General features: G+C 51.6%; 26 protein-coding genes. 10 read left to right on the top strand and 16 right to left on the bottom strand.

The features are described from left to right. Window positions 1–17: 17 nt before the first annotated feature. The 5 genes from hisD to DP119_RS11185 all read right to left on the bottom strand — a co-directional run bounded on the left by hisD (window position 18) and on the right by DP119_RS11185 (window position 4,593). On the bottom strand, window positions 18–1,298 hold the full coding sequence (hisD, locus tag DP119_RS11165; protein ID WP_112233249.1) for a histidinol dehydrogenase: 1,281 nt from the start codon (window positions 1,296–1,298) through the stop codon (window positions 18–20). A gap of 129 nt (window positions 1,299–1,427) precedes the next feature. Further along, on the bottom strand, window positions 1,428–2,417 hold the full coding sequence (locus DP119_RS11170; RefSeq protein ID WP_112233250.1) for a LacI family DNA-binding transcriptional regulator: 990 nt from the start codon (window positions 2,415–2,417) through the stop codon (window positions 1,428–1,430). 548 nt (window positions 2,418–2,965) lie between these two features. Further along, on the bottom strand, window positions 2,966–3,325 hold the full coding sequence (locus DP119_RS11175) for a hypothetical protein (RefSeq protein ID WP_112233251.1): 360 nt from the start codon (window positions 3,323–3,325) through the stop codon (window positions 2,966–2,968). A gap of 70 nt (window positions 3,326–3,395) precedes the next feature. Further along, complete coding sequence (locus DP119_RS11180) at window positions 3,396–3,842, bottom strand: DUF4385 domain-containing protein (protein ID WP_112233252.1); 447 nt, start codon at window positions 3,840–3,842, stop codon at window positions 3,396–3,398. Between the two features lie 85 nt (window positions 3,843–3,927). Then, on the bottom strand, window positions 3,928–4,593 hold the full coding sequence (locus tag DP119_RS11185; protein WP_112233253.1) for an alpha/beta family hydrolase: 666 nt from the start codon (window positions 4,591–4,593) through the stop codon (window positions 3,928–3,930). A gap of 138 nt (window positions 4,594–4,731) precedes the next feature. On the opposite strand from DP119_RS11185, the gene DP119_RS11190 reads away from it, so the two are divergent. The 3 genes from DP119_RS11190 (at window position 4,732) to DP119_RS11205 (ending at window position 6,329) form a co-directional block, all read left to right on the top strand. Continuing rightward, window positions 4,732–4,986 carry a hypothetical protein gene (locus tag DP119_RS11190; protein WP_112233254.1) on the top strand — a complete coding sequence of 85 codons (255 nt, stop codon included), beginning with the start codon at window positions 4,732–4,734 and terminating at the stop codon, window positions 4,984–4,986. Between the two features lie 24 nt (window positions 4,987–5,010). Beyond that, window positions 5,011–5,565: a maltose acetyltransferase domain-containing protein gene (locus tag DP119_RS11195; protein WP_112233255.1), complete on the top strand. Its 555-nt coding sequence runs from the start codon at window positions 5,011–5,013 to the stop codon at window positions 5,563–5,565. Window positions 5,566–5,768: 203 nt separating this feature from the next. Then, a complete protein-coding gene (locus DP119_RS11205) occupies window positions 5,769–6,329 on the top strand; it encodes a biotin transporter BioY (RefSeq protein WP_112233257.1) in 561 nt (186 codons plus the stop codon). A gap of 116 nt (window positions 6,330–6,445) precedes the next feature. Here the strand turns inward: DP119_RS11205 and DP119_RS11210 are convergent, their stop codons facing one another. Further along, window positions 6,446–6,679 (bottom strand): hexameric tyrosine-coordinated heme protein, encoded by a 234-nt coding sequence (locus tag DP119_RS11210; protein WP_112233258.1) that lies wholly within the window; start codon window positions 6,677–6,679, stop codon window positions 6,446–6,448. Window positions 6,680–6,983: 304 nt separating this feature from the next. Between DP119_RS11210 and DP119_RS11215 the strand changes: the two genes are divergently transcribed. After that, entirely contained in the window at window positions 6,984–7,793 is an 810-nt protein-coding gene (locus DP119_RS11215) for an MBL fold metallo-hydrolase (protein ID WP_420812303.1), read from the top strand. 88 nt (window positions 7,794–7,881) lie between these two features. Here DP119_RS11215 and DP119_RS11220 read toward each other — a convergent pair whose 3' ends face one another. From DP119_RS11220 to DP119_RS11230, 4 genes are all read right to left on the bottom strand, one after another. Beyond that, window positions 7,882–8,565 carry a c-type cytochrome gene (locus tag DP119_RS11220; protein ID WP_240616426.1) on the bottom strand — a complete coding sequence of 228 codons (684 nt, stop codon included), beginning with the start codon at window positions 8,563–8,565 and terminating at the stop codon, window positions 7,882–7,884. A 15-nt stretch (window positions 8,566–8,580) separates the two neighbouring features. Next, window positions 8,581–8,865 (bottom strand): hypothetical protein, encoded by a 285-nt coding sequence (locus DP119_RS16000; protein ID WP_240616427.1) that lies wholly within the window; start codon window positions 8,863–8,865, stop codon window positions 8,581–8,583. A gap of 146 nt (window positions 8,866–9,011) precedes the next feature. Then, entirely contained in the window at window positions 9,012–9,995 is a 984-nt protein-coding gene (locus DP119_RS11225) for an ornithine cyclodeaminase family protein (RefSeq protein ID WP_112233260.1), read from the bottom strand. A gap of 25 nt (window positions 9,996–10,020) precedes the next feature. Next, the gene (locus DP119_RS11230; protein WP_112233261.1) at window positions 10,021–11,331 is read right to left on the bottom strand and encodes an MFS transporter; all 1,311 of its coding nucleotides are present in this window, start codon (window positions 11,329–11,331) and stop codon (window positions 10,021–10,023) included. 182 nt (window positions 11,332–11,513) lie between these two features. Here DP119_RS11230 and DP119_RS11235 point away from each other — a divergent pair, with 182 nt between their 5' ends. From DP119_RS11235 to DP119_RS11245, 3 genes are read left to right on the top strand one after another with little or no spacing between them, the layout of a single operon-like run. Next, window positions 11,514–12,029, top strand: a complete 516-nt coding sequence (locus tag DP119_RS11235) for a helix-turn-helix domain-containing protein (protein ID WP_112233262.1) — start codon at window positions 11,514–11,516, stop codon at window positions 12,027–12,029. A gap of 18 nt (window positions 12,030–12,047) precedes the next feature. Further along, window positions 12,048–12,587, top strand: a complete 540-nt coding sequence (locus tag DP119_RS11240; RefSeq protein WP_112233263.1) for a DUF4064 domain-containing protein — start codon at window positions 12,048–12,050, stop codon at window positions 12,585–12,587. A 15-nt stretch (window positions 12,588–12,602) separates the two neighbouring features. Further along, window positions 12,603–13,022 carry a hypothetical protein gene (locus tag DP119_RS11245; RefSeq protein WP_112233264.1) on the top strand — a complete coding sequence of 140 codons (420 nt, stop codon included), beginning with the start codon at window positions 12,603–12,605 and terminating at the stop codon, window positions 13,020–13,022. Between the two features lie 81 nt (window positions 13,023–13,103). Here DP119_RS11245 and DP119_RS11250 read toward each other — a convergent pair whose 3' ends face one another. The 5 genes from DP119_RS11250 to DP119_RS11270 form a co-directional block, all read right to left on the bottom strand. After that, entirely contained in the window at window positions 13,104–13,601 is a 498-nt protein-coding gene (locus DP119_RS11250; RefSeq protein WP_112233265.1) for a spore germination protein GerW family protein, read from the bottom strand. Between the two features lie 486 nt (window positions 13,602–14,087). Then, window positions 14,088–15,026, bottom strand: a complete 939-nt coding sequence (locus DP119_RS11255) for a magnesium transporter CorA family protein (RefSeq protein WP_112233266.1) — start codon at window positions 15,024–15,026, stop codon at window positions 14,088–14,090. Between the two features lie 255 nt (window positions 15,027–15,281). Then, window positions 15,282–16,040: a class I SAM-dependent methyltransferase gene (locus DP119_RS11260; RefSeq protein WP_112233267.1), complete on the bottom strand. Its 759-nt coding sequence runs from the start codon at window positions 16,038–16,040 to the stop codon at window positions 15,282–15,284. An 18-nt stretch (window positions 16,041–16,058) separates the two neighbouring features. Continuing rightward, the gene (locus tag DP119_RS11265) at window positions 16,059–16,349 is read right to left on the bottom strand and encodes a DUF5316 family protein (protein ID WP_112233268.1); all 291 of its coding nucleotides are present in this window, start codon (window positions 16,347–16,349) and stop codon (window positions 16,059–16,061) included. Window positions 16,350–16,452: 103 nt separating this feature from the next. Then, window positions 16,453–17,007, bottom strand: coding sequence for a GNAT family N-acetyltransferase (locus DP119_RS11270; protein ID WP_112233269.1), 555 nt, complete (start codon window positions 17,005–17,007; stop codon window positions 16,453–16,455). 142 nt (window positions 17,008–17,149) lie between these two features. On the opposite strand from DP119_RS11270, the gene DP119_RS11275 reads away from it, so the two are divergent. From DP119_RS11275 to DP119_RS11285, 3 genes are all read left to right on the top strand, one after another. Further along, window positions 17,150–17,371, top strand: a complete 222-nt coding sequence (locus tag DP119_RS11275) for an SHOCT domain-containing protein (protein ID WP_112233270.1) — start codon at window positions 17,150–17,152, stop codon at window positions 17,369–17,371. A gap of 88 nt (window positions 17,372–17,459) precedes the next feature. Next, window positions 17,460–17,789, top strand: coding sequence for a four-helix bundle copper-binding protein (locus tag DP119_RS11280; RefSeq protein WP_112233271.1), 330 nt, complete (start codon window positions 17,460–17,462; stop codon window positions 17,787–17,789). A gap of 59 nt (window positions 17,790–17,848) precedes the next feature. Continuing rightward, window positions 17,849–19,330, top strand: coding sequence for a phytoene desaturase family protein (locus DP119_RS11285; RefSeq protein WP_112233272.1), 1,482 nt, complete (start codon window positions 17,849–17,851; stop codon window positions 19,328–19,330). Between the two features lie 86 nt (window positions 19,331–19,416). Here DP119_RS11285 and DP119_RS11290 read toward each other — a convergent pair whose 3' ends face one another. Further along, window positions 19,417–20,400 (bottom strand): F510_1955 family glycosylhydrolase, encoded by a 984-nt coding sequence (locus tag DP119_RS11290; protein WP_112233273.1) that lies wholly within the window; start codon window positions 20,398–20,400, stop codon window positions 19,417–19,419. Between the last annotated feature and the right edge of the window lie 103 nt (window positions 20,401–20,503).

Here is a 20,503-nt window from a genome sequence, read left to right on the forward strand (position 1 = left end):
ATACCACCTAAATGAAATTAGTTCTTGCCGTATCTTCTGACGCGGAGGAGTGCCTGCTCGGCATGCCCTGCGAAATTCTCCAATTGGCACAAGCGCGCTGCATATTCCCCGATATAGGCGCTCGCTTCGGGTGTTGTCACTTTCTGGTACGTGACGGTCTTGATGAACTTCCCGACCCACAGCCCGCCGGTGTAGCGTGCTGCGCCTTTTGTCGGCAAGGTATGGTTCGTGCCGATGACTTTGTCGCCATACGCGACGTTCGTTTCCGGCCCAAGGAATAAGCACCCATAATTGGTCATGTGTTCCAGGAAGTAATCCGGATCTTCCGTCAGGATCTCGACGTGTTCAAATGCCAAACGGTCCGCTTCGATGCGCGCTTCTTCGATTGAATCGACAAGCAGGATCTGCCCGTAATCTTCCCAGGATACACGCGCGACGTCCGCTGTCGGCAAGGTCTCCAATTGGCGTTCGATTTCTTTCACGGTTTCGTTCGCGAGCTGCTCTGAAGTGGTGATCAACGCTCCCGGTGAAGTCGGCCCATGTTCGCCTTGCCCGAGAATATCGGTGGCGACCATTTCCGCATCAGCCGTATGATCAGCAACGACCAAAGTTTCGGTCGGCCCGGCGAACAAGTCGATGCCGACGCGGCCGTAAAGCTGGCGCTTCGCTTCTGCGACAAACGCATTGCCCGGCCCGACGATCATGTCGACCGCTTCGATCGTTTCCGTGCCGATCGCCATCGCTCCCATTGCCTGGATGCCGCCGAGCAAGTAGATCTCATCCGCTCCGGCAAGGGACATCGCCGCAATCGTCGCGTGCGGGATTTCGCCGTTGATCGGCGGTGTGCATGCGATGACGCGTTTAACGCCAGCGACTTTCGCTGTCAAAACGCTCATATGGGCGGAAGCGACCATCGGGTAGCGGCCTCCTGGGATGTAGCAGCCGACGCTGTTGACGGGGATGTTTTTATGCCCCAGAACCACACCCGGGATCTGTTCCACTTCGACATCATTCAAGGAATCGAGCTGCGCTTCGGCGAACGCCTTGATGTTCTTTTGTGCGAACTTGATGTCTTCGATGACGCTGTCTGGAACTTTGGAAACGATTTCATTTATTTCCGCATCAGACAAGCGGAACGATTCAGGCGCCCATTTATCGAATTTCTCGGAAAGTTCACGGACCGCCGCATCGCCGCGTGTTTCCACGTCCTTCAATGCCTCTGCAACGATCTGCGATACTTTCGAGTCGTTTGCGCTCACTTCTTCCTGTGATTTCCCTGCTTTCAATACTTTGACCATTATGAAAACCTCCATTACTGATTTTTTGCATACGTATTCAAATTAAGATATAAACTCTCTTTGAATACGTATGCAAAACTGTTGTTAAGAACAAGAATATTTTAATTATTTCAGAAAGTCAACCACGGATTATGTGGTTTTTCTTTCCACAAAGCTTCCTTCCACTTCGACAGCCCGCGCCCGGCCCGTGTATTCGCTGATTTCCGACAGCAAATAATTTACCGTTTCATCGACCATTTTTTCGATCGGCTGTTCCCACGTCGTCAGTTCGTACGCCGGCCAGGAAGCCATGTCGATATTGTCGAAGCCGATCACTTTCACCTGTTCCGGGATCTGCACTCCCTGCTTGCGGAAAGCATCCATGACACCGAGTGCCATGATGTCGTTCGCCGCAAAAACGGCAGATGGGATCTTGCCTGCCGACAGGATTTTCTGCGCGGTTTCGTAACCTCCGTTATAGCTGAAATCCGAGGTGTATTTTTTATAGGCGATGCCCCGCTGCTTCAATACTTCCGCAAATCCCTGTTCGCGCTCACGGCTCGTCGAGGTGTCTTCGTTTCCGGAAATATACACCATCTCCCCCGTTTCAAGTGCCGCCAGGTATTCAGCGATTTTACGGCTGGCGTTCAAGTTATTGCAGCACACCGAATGGAATTGGCTGCTTGTCAGTTTGCGATTGAAAAAGACGAGCGGAATGCGGTTGGCCTGAAACGCTTCTGCGACGTTCATCGACATCGACGCATCCGTGATGATCACTCCCGCCACGTTGTAATTGAGCAAGGTGTCGATGTCGTCGCTTTGGATTTCGTCATTGTTCGTATGGACGAACAAGACGCTATAGCCGTGCTTTTTGAACGAAGTGGTGAATTGCTTGAGGACCTGCGGATAGAAGGGGTTCTGGACGCCTTTCATGACCAGGCCGATGATTTTTGAACTGTTGGTGATCAGGCTTCTGGCGTATTCGTTCGGGCGATAGCCGAGCTCTTTCGCTGCGGCCAGCACTTTTTGGCGGGTTTTTTCCGTGACTTTCGCTCCGTCGAAAAACACGCGGGATACAGAAGACTGCGAGACCCCCGCGAGCTTTGCGACATCCTTGGCATTGACTGTCGGTTTCATCATACATTCATCCTTTTCCGTTGATCTGCTTGGCTTTCAGATTACACCATCCCCTATTATTTTGCATCTGTTTGTCTGGAAATGAATGTGTGTGGGATTGAAAAGAAGCGAGAGGAGAAGATTGCGCTTTTCGGCTGCGTTCCAGGAGGCTGCTTGGGGCTCGCAGTGGCGGGTCATGCAGCTGATTCGGCAGGACACCGCGCTTTCAGCTGCCCGGGGCGGGTGCCCAAATTTCATTGTGTTCGGGCATTCTGCTACGCAAATGAATGGAAGTTAATTAGTTCTGATCCACCAATCAAATTTCTGGTCCAAGCACTAACGTTCCTGACGCCGCGTGCCGGCAAGCGATTTTTCCCTATCTTTATCTACACACCACCAATAAAAAGCAGGGGCAGCGAATACTCAATCGATAAAATATCGCATCATCTTCATTCCGCAAACAAACCGCTTCGTTCCGCAAACAACCTCTTCGTTCCGCAAACAAATCACTTCGTTCCACAAACAACCGCTTCATTCCACAAAAAAACCGCACCCGATTGGATGCAGCTGCACTATTCTTGCTCCGCACTTTTCCTGAACACGTCCCAGCTGCCGTCATGCCGTTTGGCGAGGAGCACGTCGGGATCTTCGTTGCTTGTGTAAATCTCGGCGCCTTCAGCGAGGAAGTTGGAAGAAAAATCGGCACTCGGCATGACTTCGGGTGCCGTCGACTGGGTGATGGCGCCGAGCCTTGCCGACTCGCTGTATTCGCTGCCTTCCAGTTCGCCTTCCCATACATATTCTTCGCCTTCGACGATTAAAATGCCGGCATAGGAACCGGACTCTTCTCCATTGCTGAAAGTCTGTTCGCCGCATGCCCCGAGAAACAGGAGTGCGGCGATTAACGCAATGGCTTTCCAAAATCGGTTCATTGGCGTACTCCCCTTTCCTATCGTCTATTCGACGTTCTTTTCAGCGGCTGCGTTTCACGCTTATGCAGGTTCAGCCATGTTTTTTCTGGTGTTCTTTCTTGCGGCGCAAATAATCTTCGTCTTCGCGGATCTCGTCCCATCTTTTTTTGAAGATGGCGGCGGATTCGGCTTTGACCTCATCGATCTGGCGTTCCTTGATCGAGCCGTCTTCGTTGTATTTGCGGCCGCCTTTGTAATTCGTGTAGCGCCGCGCACGGGTATAGCCCATCTGGATGAATTTGCGGGCCATGTCCATGCCGACGAAATCATCCTGCTTGCGGTATTCCTCGAACATCTCGGAAATCTTGTCGCACGATTCCTGGGCGATTTCCGGTGTCTTGAAGCGCCAATGGGGCAGGATCTCGCTTTTATACGGCTCGACGAGGAGCACTCCCTGCTCGCCTTTTCCGACGCGGTACAGTTCGGGATTTTTCCGCAAGTCCAAATTTTTATAGTCCAGATCGTAATCGAATGCCATGCTGCACCCTCCTTTTGCTGGAACTATACCCCTTCGCGCCGGTTGAAAAACGGCATGGAAAAACCGCCTCGAAGGCGGCAGTCCATTAAGCGTGTTCGATGCTCTTTTTCGAGAAGGCTTGGATGTCCGTGATGACGTCTTTCAGGATGTCGATCGATTTCAGCGGGTCGCCGATGAAATCCATGCCATGGTTGACGTCTTTTAACACATGCGAATCCAGGCGGCTGTTGGCCTGGAGTTCCTCCATCCGGCTGCGGTCGAAGTAATGGTCCTTATCGCCGATAAAGCCCAGCGCAGGATTCGGGCACTCTTTCATTGCCAAGAAGACATCCTCGTGCTTGATGAGAGGCGTCAGCCAGACGGTTTTCGCGCCTTTGAATTTCTTGCGCCCGAGTTCGCTTGCGAGCGCGATCGTGCCGAGCGACTTCGCGACGAGGAAGAATTTTTCATAGAGGCTGCCTTTCAATACTTGGTCAATCACTTGCTTGACGTCGTGTTTCACCGCTTCGTCGATTTCCGCCATCGTGTACTCGTCGTATAAAGGATTCGTGTAGTCGTAATTAATGCGCAGGATATCGTACTCCTGTTCCACGAGCAGCCGCTCCGTATAATGGAATAACGGGCTTTTCGCCGTATAGCCGATGCCCGGCAGGAAAATCGCGAGTTTTCTCGTCTGGTCCTGGTTCAGGACAAGGCTGTAGTTGATCGCCTGGCCCTTATTCAATTGAATCGTTCGGTTTATTGTTTTCATGTGTTCCACCCCTTTCCTCCATTATAAAGTTTTTCCCGTTAATTGCGTGTAAATTTTCCTAAGAATTTGAAAACTTCATTACGGGCGGTTTTTCTTCTCTGTTATAATATCCATATCATGAATATTGGAGGCAGTTCTATGTGGAAAGGCATTCGCTGGACTGCGTTTTCGGTCCTGATGGCCATCAGCATCCTATTTGCCGTCAAAGGCGTCCAAGTGTGGCTGATGCGCCATGCCACGGAACCGGTCGCGATCCAGTTCTATTTCTTTGAAATCGGCGAAGCGGTGCTGCCGGGCAACCTCGTGTCCTATGCCGTGGCATTTTTCGTCGCGGCATTCATCACCGCGGTCGCGGCATTCGCCTTTATCGCGAGGCGGCTATTTGGATTTTAACTTAATCGGGAAAGAGGGATTTGGATGAATACGGAAAAAGACAAAATGTTGGCGGGCGCGCTTTACCGGGCGGACGATCCGGTATTGGTGCGCGAACGCGTGAATGCCAAGCGGCTATTGCGGTTGTTCAATAAATCGATGGAGACCGACGGCCAGGAACGCAAGCGTTTCATGAGCCAATTGCTCGGCTCGAGCGGCGACCATCTGTATATCGAGCCGAATTTCCGCTGTGACTACGGCTACAATATCCACGTCGGGCATAATTTCTTCGCCAATTTCGACTGTGTGTTCCTCGACGTCTGCGATATCCGCATCGGCGACAATTGCCTGGTGGGGCCTGGTGTCCATATCTATACGGCGACCCACCCGCTCGATATCGAACAGCGGCTGAGCGGCGTCGAATACGGCAAAGGGGTGCGCATCGGCGATAATGTCTGGATCGGCGGGCGGGCGGTCATCAACCCGGGGGTCACGATCGGCGATAATGCCGTCATCGCCTCCGGTGCGGTCGTCGTCAAAGACGTTCCGGCAAACACCGTCGTCGGCGGCAATCCGGCAGAAGTCATCAAAACGCTCTAAAGCCGGCTTGCCCGGCTGAAATTCCCCGCGCTACGCTGACTAAGCCATCTTCTCATAAACCGCCTCCTGGGGCGGTTTTTATCTGCCTTCCTATCTTTTGGATCTTTTCAAAAAGCTTATTGACACCTTCTCGAACGTTCATATATTATTGAGTTAACTTATTTAATAAATTTGTTAACCAAAAAAGAAGGGGCGTTTTTTCCATGAATCACTCAAACAAAAAACTGCGGATGATGATCGTGACGGCTTTGTTCGCGGCCATTATCGGCATACTCGCTCAAGTCACCATTCCCTTGCCGCTCGTGCCGATTACCGGCCAGACCTTGGCGATCGGGCTTGCCGCCACGATTTTGGGCGCGCGCTATGGCACACTGTCCATCTTGGTGTATCTGGCAATCGGCGCCGCCGGAATTCCGGTATTCGCGCAAATGTCAGGTGGCTTGGGCAGTCTGTTCGGGCCGACGGGCGGCTATTTGTTCGGGTTCATCCCGACCGCATTCGTCATCGGCTATTACCTCGAGAAGGTGGGCTTTACGGTCATGAACGCCGTCATCGCCAATATCCTCGGCATGTTCGTGGCGCTGGGATTCGGGACGGTTTGGCTGAAGATCTTCGCTGAACTTTCCTGGACCGGCGCCTTCATGGGCGGTTTCGCGCCATTCGTTCTCGTCGGCGTCATCAAAGCCGTGCTTGCTGCGTGGATCGGCATCTCGGTGAGGAATCGCCTGGAATCGGCGAAGCTCCTACACGGTTTGGAGGCGTAATATCCTGGTTCGCCATTGGAAACATGAAGGCCACACAAAAGAGACGAAACCCATCCCTTGGGTTCCGTCTCTTTTGATTTGGCATGAATTAACTTATTTTCAGGAGCTGTATGGAATTAATTATTCCAGTAATTATTGGCAGCTGCCACCGTTTGGAAATGAATGGCCACCACTTGGGACGCAAACGTTAAACTGTCTGCGTTATTGGCGTATACCGGACGCAGTTTTTTCCGTACACTCTCATCCGGCTGGGTCATCCCGACAGCTTTACGCGCCAGTTTCACTGCTAATTTGTAGCCTTCTTCGGGTGTTTCCGTTTTTAGTGTAGGAAGCCACGATTCCTCGGTCATTTGAATTCCTCCTTTGATTTACTTGGTTTATCCATCGCTCTCTTTGCAAAGAATTGAATGGCCGCCCTGAATCACGCCTCCTTTTCTTGCAAACTTATAATCGCCATCAGCCATCTCTTATGTACCCATCATAACATGAATTCAGAATTTTAAGATAATATTTCATTGATTGATTTATAAATCACCCAGCAGCAATTTTTCGGCTGCGCTTGTTTTACTGAATACCCATTCATTTATTCCGGTTTTTCTAGTAAGATGGCTATATAGACAGCAGATGGATAATCAGTGAATGGAGGGCTTCAAAATGTTAAAGAAGCGGGCGGAAGCCGGTGAAAAGAATAAGGTTTCCTATCTCAACGGCACCATCCAATTCCGGGGGATTTCCTTGAATGTTTACAGCTATTTGGCGGATGGCGTCCTGATCGACACGGGCGCCCGTTCCTTGCGCAAGTATTTCGAACCGTTTATCGACCGCGCCGATTTCGACCAGGTCGTGCTTACCCATTACCACGAAGATCATTCAGGGAATGCCGCCCATATTGAAAGAACCCGCAACACCCCGATTTACCTGAGCGGCAAGACCATCGATGCCTGCGCACAGGCGGCGGATTATCCGCTGTACAGGAAGCTGTTCTGGGGCAAGCGGAAACCGTTCCATGCCAACGCGCTGCCTGATAGCTTCACTTCCCGCAACGCCACCTGGGACGTCATCGCTACGCCAGGCCATGCGCATGACCATCAAGCATTCTTCAACCGGGACACCGGGCAAATGTTTACCGGGGATTTATTCGTCAATGAACGCACGAAAGTCGTGTTGGCTGAAGAGAACATTCCCCAACTCATCACTTCGCTCGAACGGGTGTTGCGCTATGATTTCGGAGATGTCTTCTGCAGCCATGCGGGCTTTGTGGAAGGCGGGCGCCAGGCGCTCGAACGGAAACGGGATTATTTGCTGGGCATCCAGCAAGACGCATTCGCCCTCCGGCAGCAGGGCTACGGGGCAAAAGAGATCCGCGACCGGTTACTGCCGAAAACCTACCCCATCACCACATTATCAAGAGGCGAATGGGATTCGCTTCATCTCATCACTTCACTCCTGGAAGACAGCCGCTGAGATTCCTGCTCTTTTCATCGCATAAAAAAAGAAGGCCCCAATCGGAATCCTTCTTTTTGCCGTCCGGCTGACTTTCCAGCCTGCCAGCTTATTCGCTGATTCCTTTCGTATTGCCCAACACTTCATCCCAGTTGATGGTGCCGTCTTTTACCGCATCCCGGCGCTCTTTCGTCATGGCGTCGCTCGGTCGCCCTCCGCCTGGCCAGTCACTGTCATGCTTGTCGAATTCCGGGCGGTCCTGTGACAGGACGAAAGCTGCCAAGTCGGCGGCTTCCTGATCGCTCAGGGATTTCTCGTTGCCTTTAGGCATATTGTTCTGGATATAGCCAGCCATATTGGACATGCGCGCAAGGCCGGCGCCGTCATTGAATGAACCATCTCCCCATAGGGCCGGTCCAGTATTCGACCCGGTGCCTGAACCATCCTGCGCATGGCAAGCTATGCAGCTTTGCTGGAATAATTCTTCGCCATTGGCTACATCCGGCGTCGGCACATCTTCCATCGTGTTGATCTTGCGCCACTCCAAGTCCGCATTGACCGGGATGCCTTCCGAGATATACGTCAAGTAGGCAACCATGGCATCCAGATCTTCATCATCTTCAGCGAACGGTTCCCCGTTCATGCTGCGGACCATGCAGCCATTGATCCGCTCTTCCATGGTGACCATTTCGTCTGACCGGCTGATATACTCCGGATAGATAGCTGTCACCCCGACGAGCGGTGAAGAATCTTTTTCAAGCCCGGCCCCTGCATGGCAGCTGCTGCAAGACAATTCATTGACCGCAGCCTAGCCATCTTCGACTGAAGCCGCTTCCGAACGCAGCACTTCCGAAGTATTATTGAGCAATTCATGGCCCCGCAGGATGGCTTCTTTGTCGGGCCCGTCCGGCACATCTTCAATGGATGGCGGATTGAACTCGACCCCGGCCGTTTCCTGGCTCGTCGTTTGCTCGGCCGGCGCCGGTTTGGCCTGCTTCTGCTGTTCTTTCGATAATTCGCTGGACAATACAGCGATCGCTATGATTGCTAAAACCAATAGAAATACACTTGCCGACATCAAGATTTTCTTCATTGCTTTCTCCTCCTCTTCTATATAGATATATCTCTATAATGGCGATGGGAAACCTATACGACGGGAGGTATTTTTTATTTTTCAACAGAATAGATAAAAACCGCCCAGGAATGCTGTCACCGGGCGGTTTTTATCTGTTTGGGAAATTATAGTTCGACAGCGGTTCCGAGTCCCGCTTCCTGCGCTTTCCGGTAGACGCCTTTTGCGACGGCTAAATCGAAATACGCAGCGCCGACACATTTGAAGAACGTGATTTCTTCACTCGACTCGCGCCCGGCACGCCGGCCCGAAGCAAGTTCCGTCAGTTCTGCATGGATCTGCTCGAATGACCAATTACCCGAATTTGCGGCATGGATCAGTTCCCCTGCCTCGTCCTGGACGCCCGCAAGATCGTCCGCGACAATTTTGCCCGCACGCGCAATGGTCGTTTCGTCCATCTCGCGCATATGCGGCAAATAAGAGCCGACGCCGTTGATATGCGTGCCCGGTTTCAAGTCATTGCCATCGAATACCGGTTCTGTCGAGCGCGTCGCACAAGCAACGATGTCCGCGGATTCGACGGCTTGTTTGGCGCTCGCTGCGACTTCGATTTGCGGCTGGACGCCGAACGCTTCCAGTTGTTCTTTAAAGCGCACGGCTTTTTCCCCTGTCCGGTTGAACAATAGAATCGTTTCGATGTCCCGGACTTCCAGCACGCCAAGCACTTGCTCGAACGCCATGGCACCGGTTCCGATGACCGCGAGCACACGGCTGTTTTCCCGTGCAAGATGATCGGTCGCGATGGCACTGAGCGCGCCCGTCCGCAGCCGCGTCAAATACGAGGCCGTCATCATCGCGACGTGTTCGCCATTTGTCGCATCGGATAATAAAATCACTCCTTGTGTCGTCGGCTTGCCTTGTTTCGGATTGTCCGGAAAAATGGTCACCACTTTGACGCCGGCGAGTTCTTCCTGTTTATCGGCACTCGGCATGTACAAGGCAGATGCCTGGCGTTCGGGAAAATCGATGACAGTGCGGTGCGGGTTGTCGATCTTTCCTTGCTGCTTGGCGTGAAGCAAGGCGGTGACGTCCCCGATCGCGTCGCTCATTTTGTAACTTTGCTGGATTTGCTGTTCGTTGATGATTTTCATAAAGGCCTCCTAAAAAAAGAGCCGCTTATGCGCGGCTCTCTTTTGCTATGGTGGCGGCTGGATGCGCCGCTTGTTGTTGTTTCAGGTCTTTGACTGCCCAAATCGAAACGAGCGAAATCAAAGCGGTGAAGATGATGTAGACCGCTACCGGCACATACGAGTTGTCGAAGCGCGCAAGAAGCGCCGTCGCGACTAGCGGTGCCGTACCGCCTGCAAGCGCGGCACCGATTTGGTAGCCGAGCGTGACACCCGTATAGCGCACTTTAGCATCGAAGATTTCAGAGAACATCGTGCCGAGGACGGCGGTGATCGGTGCCCAAATGACGCCGAGGCCGATGATCGTCGCAAGGACCAGCATAAAGACCGAGCCTTGGTGGATCATCCAGAAATAAGGGAACGCGAATAGAGCCATCGCTGTCGCTCCCATGATATACAATTTTTTACGGCCGACACGGTCAGATAGCGAGCCCATCACCGGGATCAGGATCGTCGTGATGATGGTTGCGACCATGACTGCACCGAGCGTCGCCGTGCGGGAAAAGCCGAGATTGGTCGTTGCATAGGAAACGATGAACGTCCCGAAAATGTAGAATGGTGCCGTTTCGACCACTTTCGCCCCGATGGCGATCAATACTTCACGCCAGTGGTATTTCAAGGTTTCGACGATCGGCACTTTCGGGATGTCACCCGATTCCTGGACCGCCTTGAATTCCGGCGTTTCGTCGACGCCTTTGCGGATCCATAGGCCGAACACGACGAGCAATGCGCTCAAGATGAACGGCACGCGCCATCCCCAAGTCATGAAGGCATCGTTCGGAAGCAAGGTCATGATCCATAAAGCAAGCGTTCCGAGGACGAGCCCGATGGTAACGCCCATCTGCGGGATGCTTCCGAACAAGCCGCGTTTTTCAGGCGGGGCATACTCGGTCGCAAGCAACAGCGCACCGCCCCATTCACCGCCGATGCCAAGCCCCTGGACGAGGCGCAGCGTGATCAACAGGATCGGTGCCCAGATGCCGATTGCCTGGTATGTCGGCAACAAGCCCATGCCGAACGTAGCGATTCCCATCAAGCTGAGCGTGATGACCAAGGTTTTCTTGCGGCCGATGCGGTCGCCGATATGGCTGAAGATGATGCCGCCGAACGGGCGGATGAAGAAGGCCAGCGCAAATGAAGCATACGCCAGCATCAAGCCGACGGTCGGATCTTCATTGACGAAAAATAATTGGTTAAAGACCAGTGCAGCCATTGTCCCGTACAGGAAATAATCGAACCATTCGATCGAGCTCCCCACAAGACTCGCCGTCAGGACGCGGCGTGTTGTTTTCTTATCCAAACTGATTTCCCCCTTTGAGTTATAAAATTGAAGTGACACTTTAATTTCTCCCTGGGAATAGTTTAGATAACTATCAATTTTCTGTCAATATGATAATGAAATTAATTTTGGCATAGTTTGCCCCTGTTCCGCAGCCTGCTGTATGATTAAAGGAGCATGTAGAAAAAAGTGAGGAATCCGTTATGGCTGATCCATCCATCGGCACGACTTTAAAAAAGCTGCGCAAAGAGCGCAAGCTGACATTGAAACAATTGGCGCAAGAAACAGGCGTCTCCATCAGTTTCCTGTCCCAAGTGGAACGCGGCAAATCGAGCGTCACCTTGGAATCGCTCCGGAAAATCGCCGATGCGCTCCATGTCGACCCAAGCGTCTTTTTTACGGAACAAGAAGATAGTGATTGGACAGCGCGGCTGGAGCGCTTTTATTACAAGGACCTGACGCAAGGCGTGCAAGAAGCGAATTTCGTCCCGGTGCTCGTCACTTTGCACCCTGGCGACAGCGAAGGCAATCCCTTCGCCCATAGTGGATACGAATTCCTGTTTGTGGTCGAGGGCGAATTGACCGTCGAAGTTGCAGGCGAACGCTCGACGCTCGGCCCCGGCGATTCGACGATGTTCGAGGCCAGCCAAAAGCATTATTGGTTCAACTTGACCGACCAGGCAGTGAAATTTTTGCTGGTGTCCTCAAAAACGGTTTGATAAAGCAACCAAAAGCTCATGGAGTTTTTGGTTGTTTTTTTCGGGTTAATTGGAAGGATTTCCTATAAATACCACGAACTAATCAAATATCGATTGTTTAAAGGAGGGCTACTCATTTCAATCACAAAATCATTTACTCCTGCCAAACTGGGAGTTACGTCTCTGCTGCTACTGCTGATAGGTTCAGGAATAGTGGGTTTTTTAATCTTGTCGCTCGATGATAGCCGGTTTGTCCAAAACCAATTGACCGAGTTGTTCCAGAACGATCCAAAAGTACAACGTGAAATGACGCGCCCAGAAGCGCAGACTAACTCACAAGTGTTTGCTACAGATGTAGTAGAAGTTGCAACACAGCTGCTCTTTTATCCTTTCTATTTGCTCATCGCAGCTTCTCTATTAAGTGCCGGCGGTTTATTGACGATTAAGATGAACCGCTTTGTCCCTGCCATGCTGTTTTCATTGGCTGGCGTATTGTCACTATTTACACTACTACCCCCGGCCCTTTTGTTTTTCGCTTCAAGTCGGCTATTCGCGACTTTCCCTACGCTGAAAGTGTAACGAAAGGAGGAGATAATGAAAGATTCAGGGTTGCTGTCACGAAAAGATTACTTTATAGCCTTTGAGAGTTTTGCAGAAACGAGACTGCCAGGAACAGCATTGCGTATTTCTATACGCGGCAGCAAGAATGAAACAGACTTGCTCTTGAACCTTCCCGGCACAGTGGATAGATGGCATATTGATTTCCGTTCATATGCCACGTATTCCGTAACTTCCGAAGATTTCACAAGAATGTCTGACTCTGACACAGCACATGCTTTTCGTATTTATCAACAGTCTGATCTTCTCACTTATTTGGAGAACCGGACGAATTTGAAGCAACGGGAAAGACAAGAAGAAATCAGCTACCAGCATTTCTCTTTCGCCTGTATGGAACATCAATTGGATATAATTTCTTCCGAATCGCCGATTATTCAATTACTTGGCACGAATTAGAAGACTGCATTAGCTCAAAAAAAAACCACCTGGAGATCAATCCCCAGGTGGTTTTCGCAATACTCAACATCTCGTTTCACTTCAGCCGCTATGCCCCATGCCTTTCATTTTCTTGCCTTTCCCTTTTTTCTCGCAGCGTTTCCCGGCTTGCATGCGCTTCTTGTGCTTGCCGCCTTTGCTTTTGTTCTGGCTCGATGCCATCAAAAACCCAAGGCCGGTCATCATAAGCGGCAGCATCACGATGAGCTCAATCGGGACAATGGGCCGGTAGACGGTTTTTTCCGCCGTCACGTCGTAGATGCCGATGGGTTTGACTGAGAACGATCCGCCTGCCCCTTCCCCGTGGCCGCCTTCGAACTCTTCGAAGCCTGCCGATTCCACGTCTTTGTCTTCCCGCTCATAGCCGCCGCCAGCACCCGCCCCGACGCTATACCGGATTCGCGCGACTGGAATGATGGTCCTGCCTTGCATCTCGATTGGGTCGCCGTAGACGAGCGACACATCGCGCGCAGTCGAAAACTTCTCGAAAATCGGGCGTACCGGGGACGATTGGAACGGAATCACTTCTTTTTCCTCCATGTTCTACACTCCTTTTTTGACGATGAATTCTCATGGCCAAGGCAGCAGCAATAGCAAGCGGCATACATCCGCACTGTCGATTGTTAGTATATACATTCGCCCCGCCCGCCACTAACCCTCTAATTTTCATTGCTGAATCCCTGTTAAAAAGCATATAAAAAAACGCCTGGATTTATCTCCAGGCGTTTTTTAGCGTGTTGAAGAGGTCCATGATCCGCTATGAATCGAAAAGGGAATCACCTTTTTGGCAATCAAAAACCAATGAACTATCTCAGCATTTGGAGAAGCGTTCGCTCGACTCCTGCGGGAGCAGCGAAGCGAAGGGTTTGAGAGACCCCGCAGGCAATGAATGAGCGAAGCTTCGCTAAGCACATTCATTTGCGATGCTTGAATGTAGTGAGAGTTGAGCAACGTTTTTAGTGACGAGGAGGCTCGATTCCCGCCCGCGGAAAGCGAGCGATAAGCTTCGGAAAATACTATATGAAATCAGAATATTCTTCTTTTCCATAGAGAAACCGCGATCACAAGCATCAAAATGGCGGACAGGACCAGTGTCGTAATCCACGAACCAGGCTGCTCCCCGGAAATCGGCAAGGCGACATTCATGCCGAAAAAGCTGAAGATCAAGGTCGGAAGAGTCAGGAATACCGTGAAAAGGGTCAAGGTTTTCATCGTATTGTTCAATTCATTCGATATGAGCGAAGAATACGATCCCGTGATGCTGTCCAGGATCCTTGTATATAACTCGGTCGTTTCAATTCCCTGGGTGTTTTCAATTTTCACATCTTCCAACAAATCCTTGTCCTCTTCATACAATTTCACGGAAGGGGTGCGGAATAGCTTCGTGATGACATCCCCATTCGCTTTCAAGGACGTCAGGAAGTAGACCAAGCTTTTCTCGATCTCCATGATCTTATAGAGTTGCTTGTTCGTTAAGGAATCCTTCAAATTGCTTTCGACCTTGAGGCGCTGCCTGTTCAGTTTCTTCAGATTCAGTATGTATTGGGTGGAAATCGACAATAGCACTTCGAGCGCAAAACGGTTTTTCATCGAGGTGTTCACGTTTTTCCTGATGACGTTTTCTATGGAGTTCGTCGCCTGGCTGCAAATGGTGACGATAAAGTCTCCCCCTAAAATGATGCCGATGGGGATCGTAAGATAAGAGTCGAGCTGCGGGCTGTTGTCATCGACAATCGGAAGGTCGTTAATGATCAATGTGCAATTTGTCTCTTCGTCATATTCAATCCGTGCGCTTTCTTCTAAATCCAATGGATCATCCAAAAATTCAATCGGGATATTGCAGCGTTCCGCTATTTCCCTGATTTCCTCTTTTGAAGGTGCCACCATATTGATCCAGCAATTCTTTTCGAAGGCATCAATTGTTTGCAGGGCCCCGCCAACAGAGGATTTATATATTGTAATCATGCTCTATCCTCCTTTTATTTCCGCCTGGAAGCTTCGCTTTTATAGATGTTTCCAGTGATCGTCCCTATTATGGCGATATGTCTTGCAGGCCTTTACGAGTTTACCCGAAACAGCCCCGAATCTAACCACCGCTTGAAACTAAAGTTTCGTTCCGGATTCTCTCATGAGTGGAATGAAACGCCATCAGCCAGTCAGATATGAATTTTCGGGCATGCAAAAAGCTGTCCGGATTTTTCCCCGAACAGCTTTTGATCTTCAAATATGTGCGATTGCTTCAAAGGTGACGGCATGCTGAGCGTCTTTCGGGTATTGCCCGTATTCGTAATTGGACGAGACGATGATGTCCTCGAAGCCTTGGCTGCCGAGCAGAAGCTTGAATTCCTCGACGCCGTACCAGCGCATCGGGAAGCGTTCGAGTTCGGTCTGGATCAGCTTGCCGCCTTGCCATTTCTCATAGCGGTTATGCGACACGGAACATTGCTTGATCCAATCGACTTCGACGGTCTTGCTCTCGAGCGTGATCACTTCGCCGGCTTTCGTCTGCCAGGTGCGTGTTCTCGGCCGGTCGATCTCGAAGCCTTGCGGGACGTACAAATCGACTAGCAATCGGCCGCCCGGTGCCAGATGTTTGCGGAAATTCTTCAAGGCTTTAATCGCCTGTTCACGTCCTGCCAGCAGCTGGAAGGTCCCTGCCGGCAAGATGATGGCATCGTATTCGACATCGATGCGGAAGGTTTCCATATCCGCTTCGAATAATTTCGGATGCAAACCGCGTTCTTTGCAATGGGCGCGGCAAATATCAAGCATTTCGGACGAACTGTCGAAGCCCTCGATGTGAAGGCCGTCCTCTAAGAGCGGCACGAGCAACCGGCCGGTCCCTGTAGCGGGTTCTAAAATACGCCCTTCATTCCCGGCGAGCCGCTCTCTGTAGAACTCCACATCGCCGAACGATTTGCCGATCGGTTTATCGAGATCGTACACTTCCGCGGATAACGAACTATAGTAGCTGAGCATGACATCCCCCTCTTTCCTTTAAGAAAGTATGAACAATCCGACGAGCGCCAAGACCAGGTTCGGCAAGGCGAACAGCACGAGGTTTTTCACTTTGGCGTTGCGCGCCTGCTGTGCCCGGCGGCGTTCCGAGCTCGTGTTGAATGAAGATTTCACTTGCTTGCCTGCTGTCACGGACGAGATGACTGCCCAGACTAGCGCGATGACGGCGACTGCGCCCGCAATCGGGAACAATAGTGACCAGTCATCCGCCAGGAAAGCGATGAGCGCGATAAGGCCCGATACGAGAAGGCCGAGTAGAAAATGCTTCATAATAGTATTCCTCCTGTATTTCTAGTTTCCTTCTTATTTTACTAAAAGAGGCAGGCTGTGGGGAAACATTGCGTAAAAAAACTGTTTTGGCCGCTCACCAAGTTCACTGGCTTTTCACAGAACCCCATTCCGATTTCAGCATGCCGTAGACAGCGTGGTCAACGAAATGGTCATAGAGCCATTCCGCATGTCGGATTACGCCTTCTTCCGTAAACCCGAGGCGGCTCGGGATGTTGCGGCTTTTCCGGTTGCCGACCGCTGCGCGGATTTCAACTTTATTGAGTCCGCGCTCCAATAAGGCATAATCCGTCAGTGCCTTTGCGACACGCGTCATGATGCCTTTTCCCTGGTATTGCGTATCCAGCCAATAGCCGATATAGGCGGTCTGCTTCGCTTCATTGATTTCGTTGAAGCCGGCGATTCCTGCCAGTTCGCCGCGGTAGATGATTGCGCAATTAAGGCTTTTGCCAAGCGCGAAATTTTCGGCGCCAGACTGGATGAAGCTTTTCGTATCCTCGACAGTTTTCGTATGATCCAGCCACGGCAGCCATTCCTTCAATGCATCCCTCGAACGGTCGGTCAGTTCAAAAATCCGTTCCGCATCCCGCATCTCCACTAATTTCAATGATAAATCCTTATCTATACCATGGACAAACATCCTGCTCCCCCCTTTCCTGAAATATCCATAAGCGTAGCATATCCTGCATCTTTCAAGAAGTTAATTTTACGGCTAAAATAGACGCAATTTTCAGTCTAATGGAGTAAACTAGAAGAAAGTAAAGCGAACGGAGTGAACGCTTATGTTCAGGCTCTTTATTGTCCTCGTCGCTTTGATGGTCGTGCTCATCATCCTGTGCCTCGTGCTGTTTTTCATTCGCCATAAACCGCATCAATTGCCGCCTCCCCACCACGAAGCGCAATTATTGAAGGAACGCTTTTCGCGCGGGGAGCTGTCGGAAGAAGAATTCCGCAAACGCATGAAAGAACTCGAACAAAAGCCGGGACTGCGCAAAACCGTATAGAATCCACTCGCCATTGTTTATTTTCCTGTCAGGCGGGAAATCCAAGGAATAAGCGAATGACCATAATTCTTATAGGAGGTTTTACGGAATGGTAGAACATGCACAACACGCAGAACTGTCCAAGACGCTCCATGAATGCATGGTGGCGTGCAACCATTGTTTCGATGCTTGCCTGAAGGAAGAGGATGTGAAAATGATGGCCGAGTGCATCCGGCTCGACCGCGAATGCGCAGACATGTGTGCCTATTTGGCACAAGCCATTGAACGCAACTCGCCGTTTGTCTCACAACTCGCGAAAGTATGTGCGGAGATTTGCGAAGCATGCGGAAACGAATGCAAAAAACATGACCATGACCATTGCCAGAAATGCGCGGAAGCTTGCATGAAATGCGCAGAAGCTTGCAGACAAGTGGCATAAGCAAGATGCGTCCGGCTGATCTGCCGGGCGTTTTTTCATGGGAGAAATGAGGGGAAATGATGACAAAACGCATATTGGTCGTCGGCGCCGGCATCGGCGGATTGACGGCCGGCTCCTTGCTGGCAAAAGAAGGCTATGAAGTGACCGTGCTCGAAGCCGCAGTTGAACTCGGCGGCTGCGCCGGAAAATATAAGCGCCACCCGTACCTATTCCCGGTCGGCGCCACCCTCGGCATGGGACTCGAACCCGGCGGCATCCATGAACGCGTATTCCGCCATCTCGGAAAGCAAATGGAACTCGAACCGCTCGAGCGGGTGATGGAAATGGTCCACCCTACAGGAACTTTCGTTTTCCATAAAGACCGCAGGACACATGTGCGGGAACTTGCTAATCATTTTCCAGAGCATAAAACCGCCATCCTATCGTTCTATGCGGAACTATACCGCACGGCGCGCATCACCCGCACATTAATGGGGCCGCTGCCTGCGCTGCCGCCAGCCAATGCGCGGGAATGGGCGGCGCTCGTGAAAGCTTTACGCCCGGTTCACTTGCGCCTGCTGCCGAAATTCTACCTGACGCTCGGCGACGTGTTGAAAAAGCACGGCCTCGACGAACTCGATGCGTTCCGCCATGTGCTCGATGGGCTGTTGATCGACAGCATGCAGACGACAACGGAAGATGTCTCGTATCTGCTCGCGGCAGTGGCGCTCGACATTTACCATGAAGGCGCTTATTACGTCCCGGGCGGCTTGTACCGTTTTGCGGAATTGATGGCGGACAGCATCAAGGAAAACGGCGGCAAAGTGAAAAAGCCGCGCACCGTCCAGACGCTCGAGTATCAAGAAGGCGTCTGGCATGCCAGCGACCATCGCGGCAATTCCTACGAAGCGGACGCCGTCGTCTTCAATGCGCCGATCCAGTTATTGACCGAGCTATTGCCGGTCGATCATCACCGCCGACTGAAGCGCCCGCTGCGAGAAGGCATCGGCACCGAAACCTGGACGACCTTGACTTTGTATTTGGCGATCGACGCAGAGAAACTGGCAGAACCCCTTCCCGAGTTCCGCCAGCTTTCGAGCGGTGCGGCTATGGACGAAGGGCATCATTTCTTCATGTCGGCCTCGCGGATGGATGACCGGTTGCGCGCTCCCAAAGGCTTCCAGACGGTGACCATTTCGACGCACTCGAAGCCGGGCTATTGGCAGTCGCAGGAAGATTACGAAGCGATGCGCACAGAACTGTCGGAACGCATGCTGCACTTGATCGAGCAGCATATCCCAGGATTCCGTTCGGCGATCGTCCATGTCGAAAGCGGCGCCCCGCTCGCCTGGCAGCATTATACCGGACGTCCGAACGGCTATGTGGGCGGCTTCGCGCAGACTTTGGATGCGGCATTGTTCAAGTCCATTTCGCATCATAGCGGGTTGCCCGGGCTGTATTTAACTGGCGACCATATCTTCCCGGGCGGCGGCACGATCGGCGTCGCCGCAAGTGGCATCCATTGCGCACGCTCAATTTCCGGAAAAGCTTTGCTGACGTAAAAAACACCCGCCCTCAGATTTGAGGGCGGGTGTTGATCGTTTGTCATGCTAGGCTTCCACTAGATAAGGTATTCACTCATTACTGCTTACTGCACTTGCCCCGCATTCAAGATTTGTGTCCAGTTTTCACCGGCATCCTGTGTTTGCCACGCATGGCCCTTGACGGTGTAAATCGCCAACTGCTCCGGATTTTCCGGATGCTGCGCAACATAGACAACTCCGTCTTCCGTCATCTCCGGCAAGGAAATCTCCTGCTCCTCGCCTGACAAGTCGCGTTTCACCAGTTTTGCCTGTTCACTGTACGTGCCATAATAAAGCGCGTCTTCACTGAAGAATGCGGCCGTTCCGAGTTCACCTTCCGTGATGCGCGTGAAGCTCTCGCCGCCATCTTCAGACAAGAAGATTCCCTGGTTCGACGCTGCTGCGATCATCATCGAATCGTCGGGATGCATCGCAAGATAGGTCACTTTCCCGTCAAGCCCTTCTGCTGCTGTCTGCTGCCAGGTCTCTCCGGCATCGTCGCTGCGGTGGAAGCCGGTTTCCATTTCGGAATTCGCCTGCGGATTGAAGACGAATAAATTATTCGTATTGTAGCCGACTGCCATTTCATGAAAATCCGTTTCTCCTTCAAATCCGAGGTCTTCGAAAGTTTCTCCCCCATCATCGCTGCGTTTGATGCCGAGCGGATTTTGCATGCCGGATTGCATATCAGGATGCCCTGATGACACAAAACCGGTTGCTGTCGCATTAAAGCCCATGAAATCATGGTATTGATCTTCGATTTCCGTCCACTTTCCGTCGCGGTGCACTTTCAATCCATGATGCGAAGCGAAATACAATCCGCCGTTTTCTTCGATATAACCCATGCCATGGACATGGTCCATCACGCCGTCAAACGGGACTTCAAGCTCCATGGCTGCACTATCCACAGCCGAAGCGGTTTCGGTTTCTTCAGCGGATTCAGTTGCCGTGTCGGTTGGATCTTCTGTTTCCTGTTGAGCCGTTTCTGCGCTGCAAGCTGAAATGAACAGCCCGGCTGCCATGACCGGCCATAACCAGTTCTTTTTCATCGCTCGATCTTCCTCTCTGTTGTGCTATTTCTATAGTTTCATGGTCCGCATAAAAGGTCAACTAATTGCGCAAAATGATGCATCTTTGTCACAAAATACATAC

The sequence above is a fragment of the Planococcus maitriensis genome (assembly GCF_003289925.1).
Classification (GTDB): domain Bacteria; phylum Bacillota; class Bacilli; order Bacillales_A; family Planococcaceae; genus Planococcus; species Planococcus maitriensis.

Excerpts from the sequence above, each read along its gene's own strand:
- DP119_RS11205 (WP_112233257.1), top strand. The coding sequence starts at position 5,769 with ATGAATCACTCAAACAAAAAACTGCGGATGATGATCGTGACGGCTTTG.
- DP119_RS11245 (WP_112233264.1), top strand. The coding sequence starts at position 12,603 with ATGAAAGATTCAGGGTTGCTGTCACGAAAAGATTACTTTATAGCCTTT.
- DP119_RS11255 (WP_112233266.1), bottom strand. The coding sequence starts at position 15,026 with ATGATTACAATATATAAATCCTCTGTTGGCGGGGCCCTGCAAACAATT.
- DP119_RS11190 (WP_112233254.1), top strand. The coding sequence starts at position 4,732 with ATGTGGAAAGGCATTCGCTGGACTGCGTTTTCGGTCCTGATGGCCATC.
- DP119_RS11210 (WP_112233258.1), bottom strand. The coding sequence starts at position 6,679 with ATGACCGAGGAATCGTGGCTTCCTACACTAAAAACGGAAACACCCGAA.
- DP119_RS11170 (WP_112233250.1), bottom strand. The coding sequence starts at position 2,417 with ATGATGAAACCGACAGTCAATGCCAAGGATGTCGCAAAGCTCGCGGGG.
- DP119_RS11250 (WP_112233265.1), bottom strand. The coding sequence starts at position 13,601 with ATGGAGGAAAAAGAAGTGATTCCGTTCCAATCGTCCCCGGTACGCCCG.
- DP119_RS11195 (WP_112233255.1), top strand. The coding sequence starts at position 5,011 with ATGAATACGGAAAAAGACAAAATGTTGGCGGGCGCGCTTTACCGGGCG.
- DP119_RS11175 (WP_112233251.1), bottom strand. The coding sequence starts at position 3,325 with ATGAACCGATTTTGGAAAGCCATTGCGTTAATCGCCGCACTCCTGTTT.
- DP119_RS11240 (WP_112233263.1), top strand. The coding sequence starts at position 12,048 with ATGGAGTTTTTGGTTGTTTTTTTCGGGTTAATTGGAAGGATTTCCTAT.
- DP119_RS11225 (WP_112233260.1), bottom strand. The coding sequence starts at position 9,995 with ATGAAAATCATCAACGAACAGCAAATCCAGCAAAGTTACAAAATGAGC.
- DP119_RS11275 (WP_112233270.1), top strand. The coding sequence starts at position 17,150 with ATGTTCAGGCTCTTTATTGTCCTCGTCGCTTTGATGGTCGTGCTCATC.
- DP119_RS11260 (WP_112233267.1), bottom strand. The coding sequence starts at position 16,040 with ATGCTCAGCTACTATAGTTCGTTATCCGCGGAAGTGTACGATCTCGAT.
- DP119_RS11180 (WP_112233252.1), bottom strand. The coding sequence starts at position 3,842 with ATGGCATTCGATTACGATCTGGACTATAAAAATTTGGACTTGCGGAAA.
- DP119_RS11185 (WP_112233253.1), bottom strand. The coding sequence starts at position 4,593 with ATGAAAACAATAAACCGAACGATTCAATTGAATAAGGGCCAGGCGATC.
- DP119_RS11235 (WP_112233262.1), top strand. The coding sequence starts at position 11,514 with ATGGCTGATCCATCCATCGGCACGACTTTAAAAAAGCTGCGCAAAGAG.
- DP119_RS11285 (WP_112233272.1), top strand. The coding sequence starts at position 17,849 with ATGACAAAACGCATATTGGTCGTCGGCGCCGGCATCGGCGGATTGACG.
- DP119_RS11215 (WP_420812303.1), top strand. The coding sequence starts at position 6,984 with ATGTTAAAGAAGCGGGCGGAAGCCGGTGAAAAGAATAAGGTTTCCTAT.
- DP119_RS11270 (WP_112233269.1), bottom strand. The coding sequence starts at position 17,007 with ATGTTTGTCCATGGTATAGATAAGGATTTATCATTGAAATTAGTGGAG.
- DP119_RS11280 (WP_112233271.1), top strand. The coding sequence starts at position 17,460 with ATGGTAGAACATGCACAACACGCAGAACTGTCCAAGACGCTCCATGAA.
- DP119_RS11265 (WP_112233268.1), bottom strand. The coding sequence starts at position 16,349 with ATGAAGCATTTTCTACTCGGCCTTCTCGTATCGGGCCTTATCGCGCTC.
- DP119_RS16000 (WP_240616427.1), bottom strand. The coding sequence starts at position 8,865 with ATGAAGAAAATCTTGATGTCGGCAAGTGTATTTCTATTGGTTTTAGCA.
- hisD (WP_112233249.1), bottom strand. The coding sequence starts at position 1,298 with ATGGTCAAAGTATTGAAAGCAGGGAAATCACAGGAAGAAGTGAGCGCA.
- DP119_RS11290 (WP_112233273.1), bottom strand. The coding sequence starts at position 20,400 with ATGAAAAAGAACTGGTTATGGCCGGTCATGGCAGCCGGGCTGTTCATT.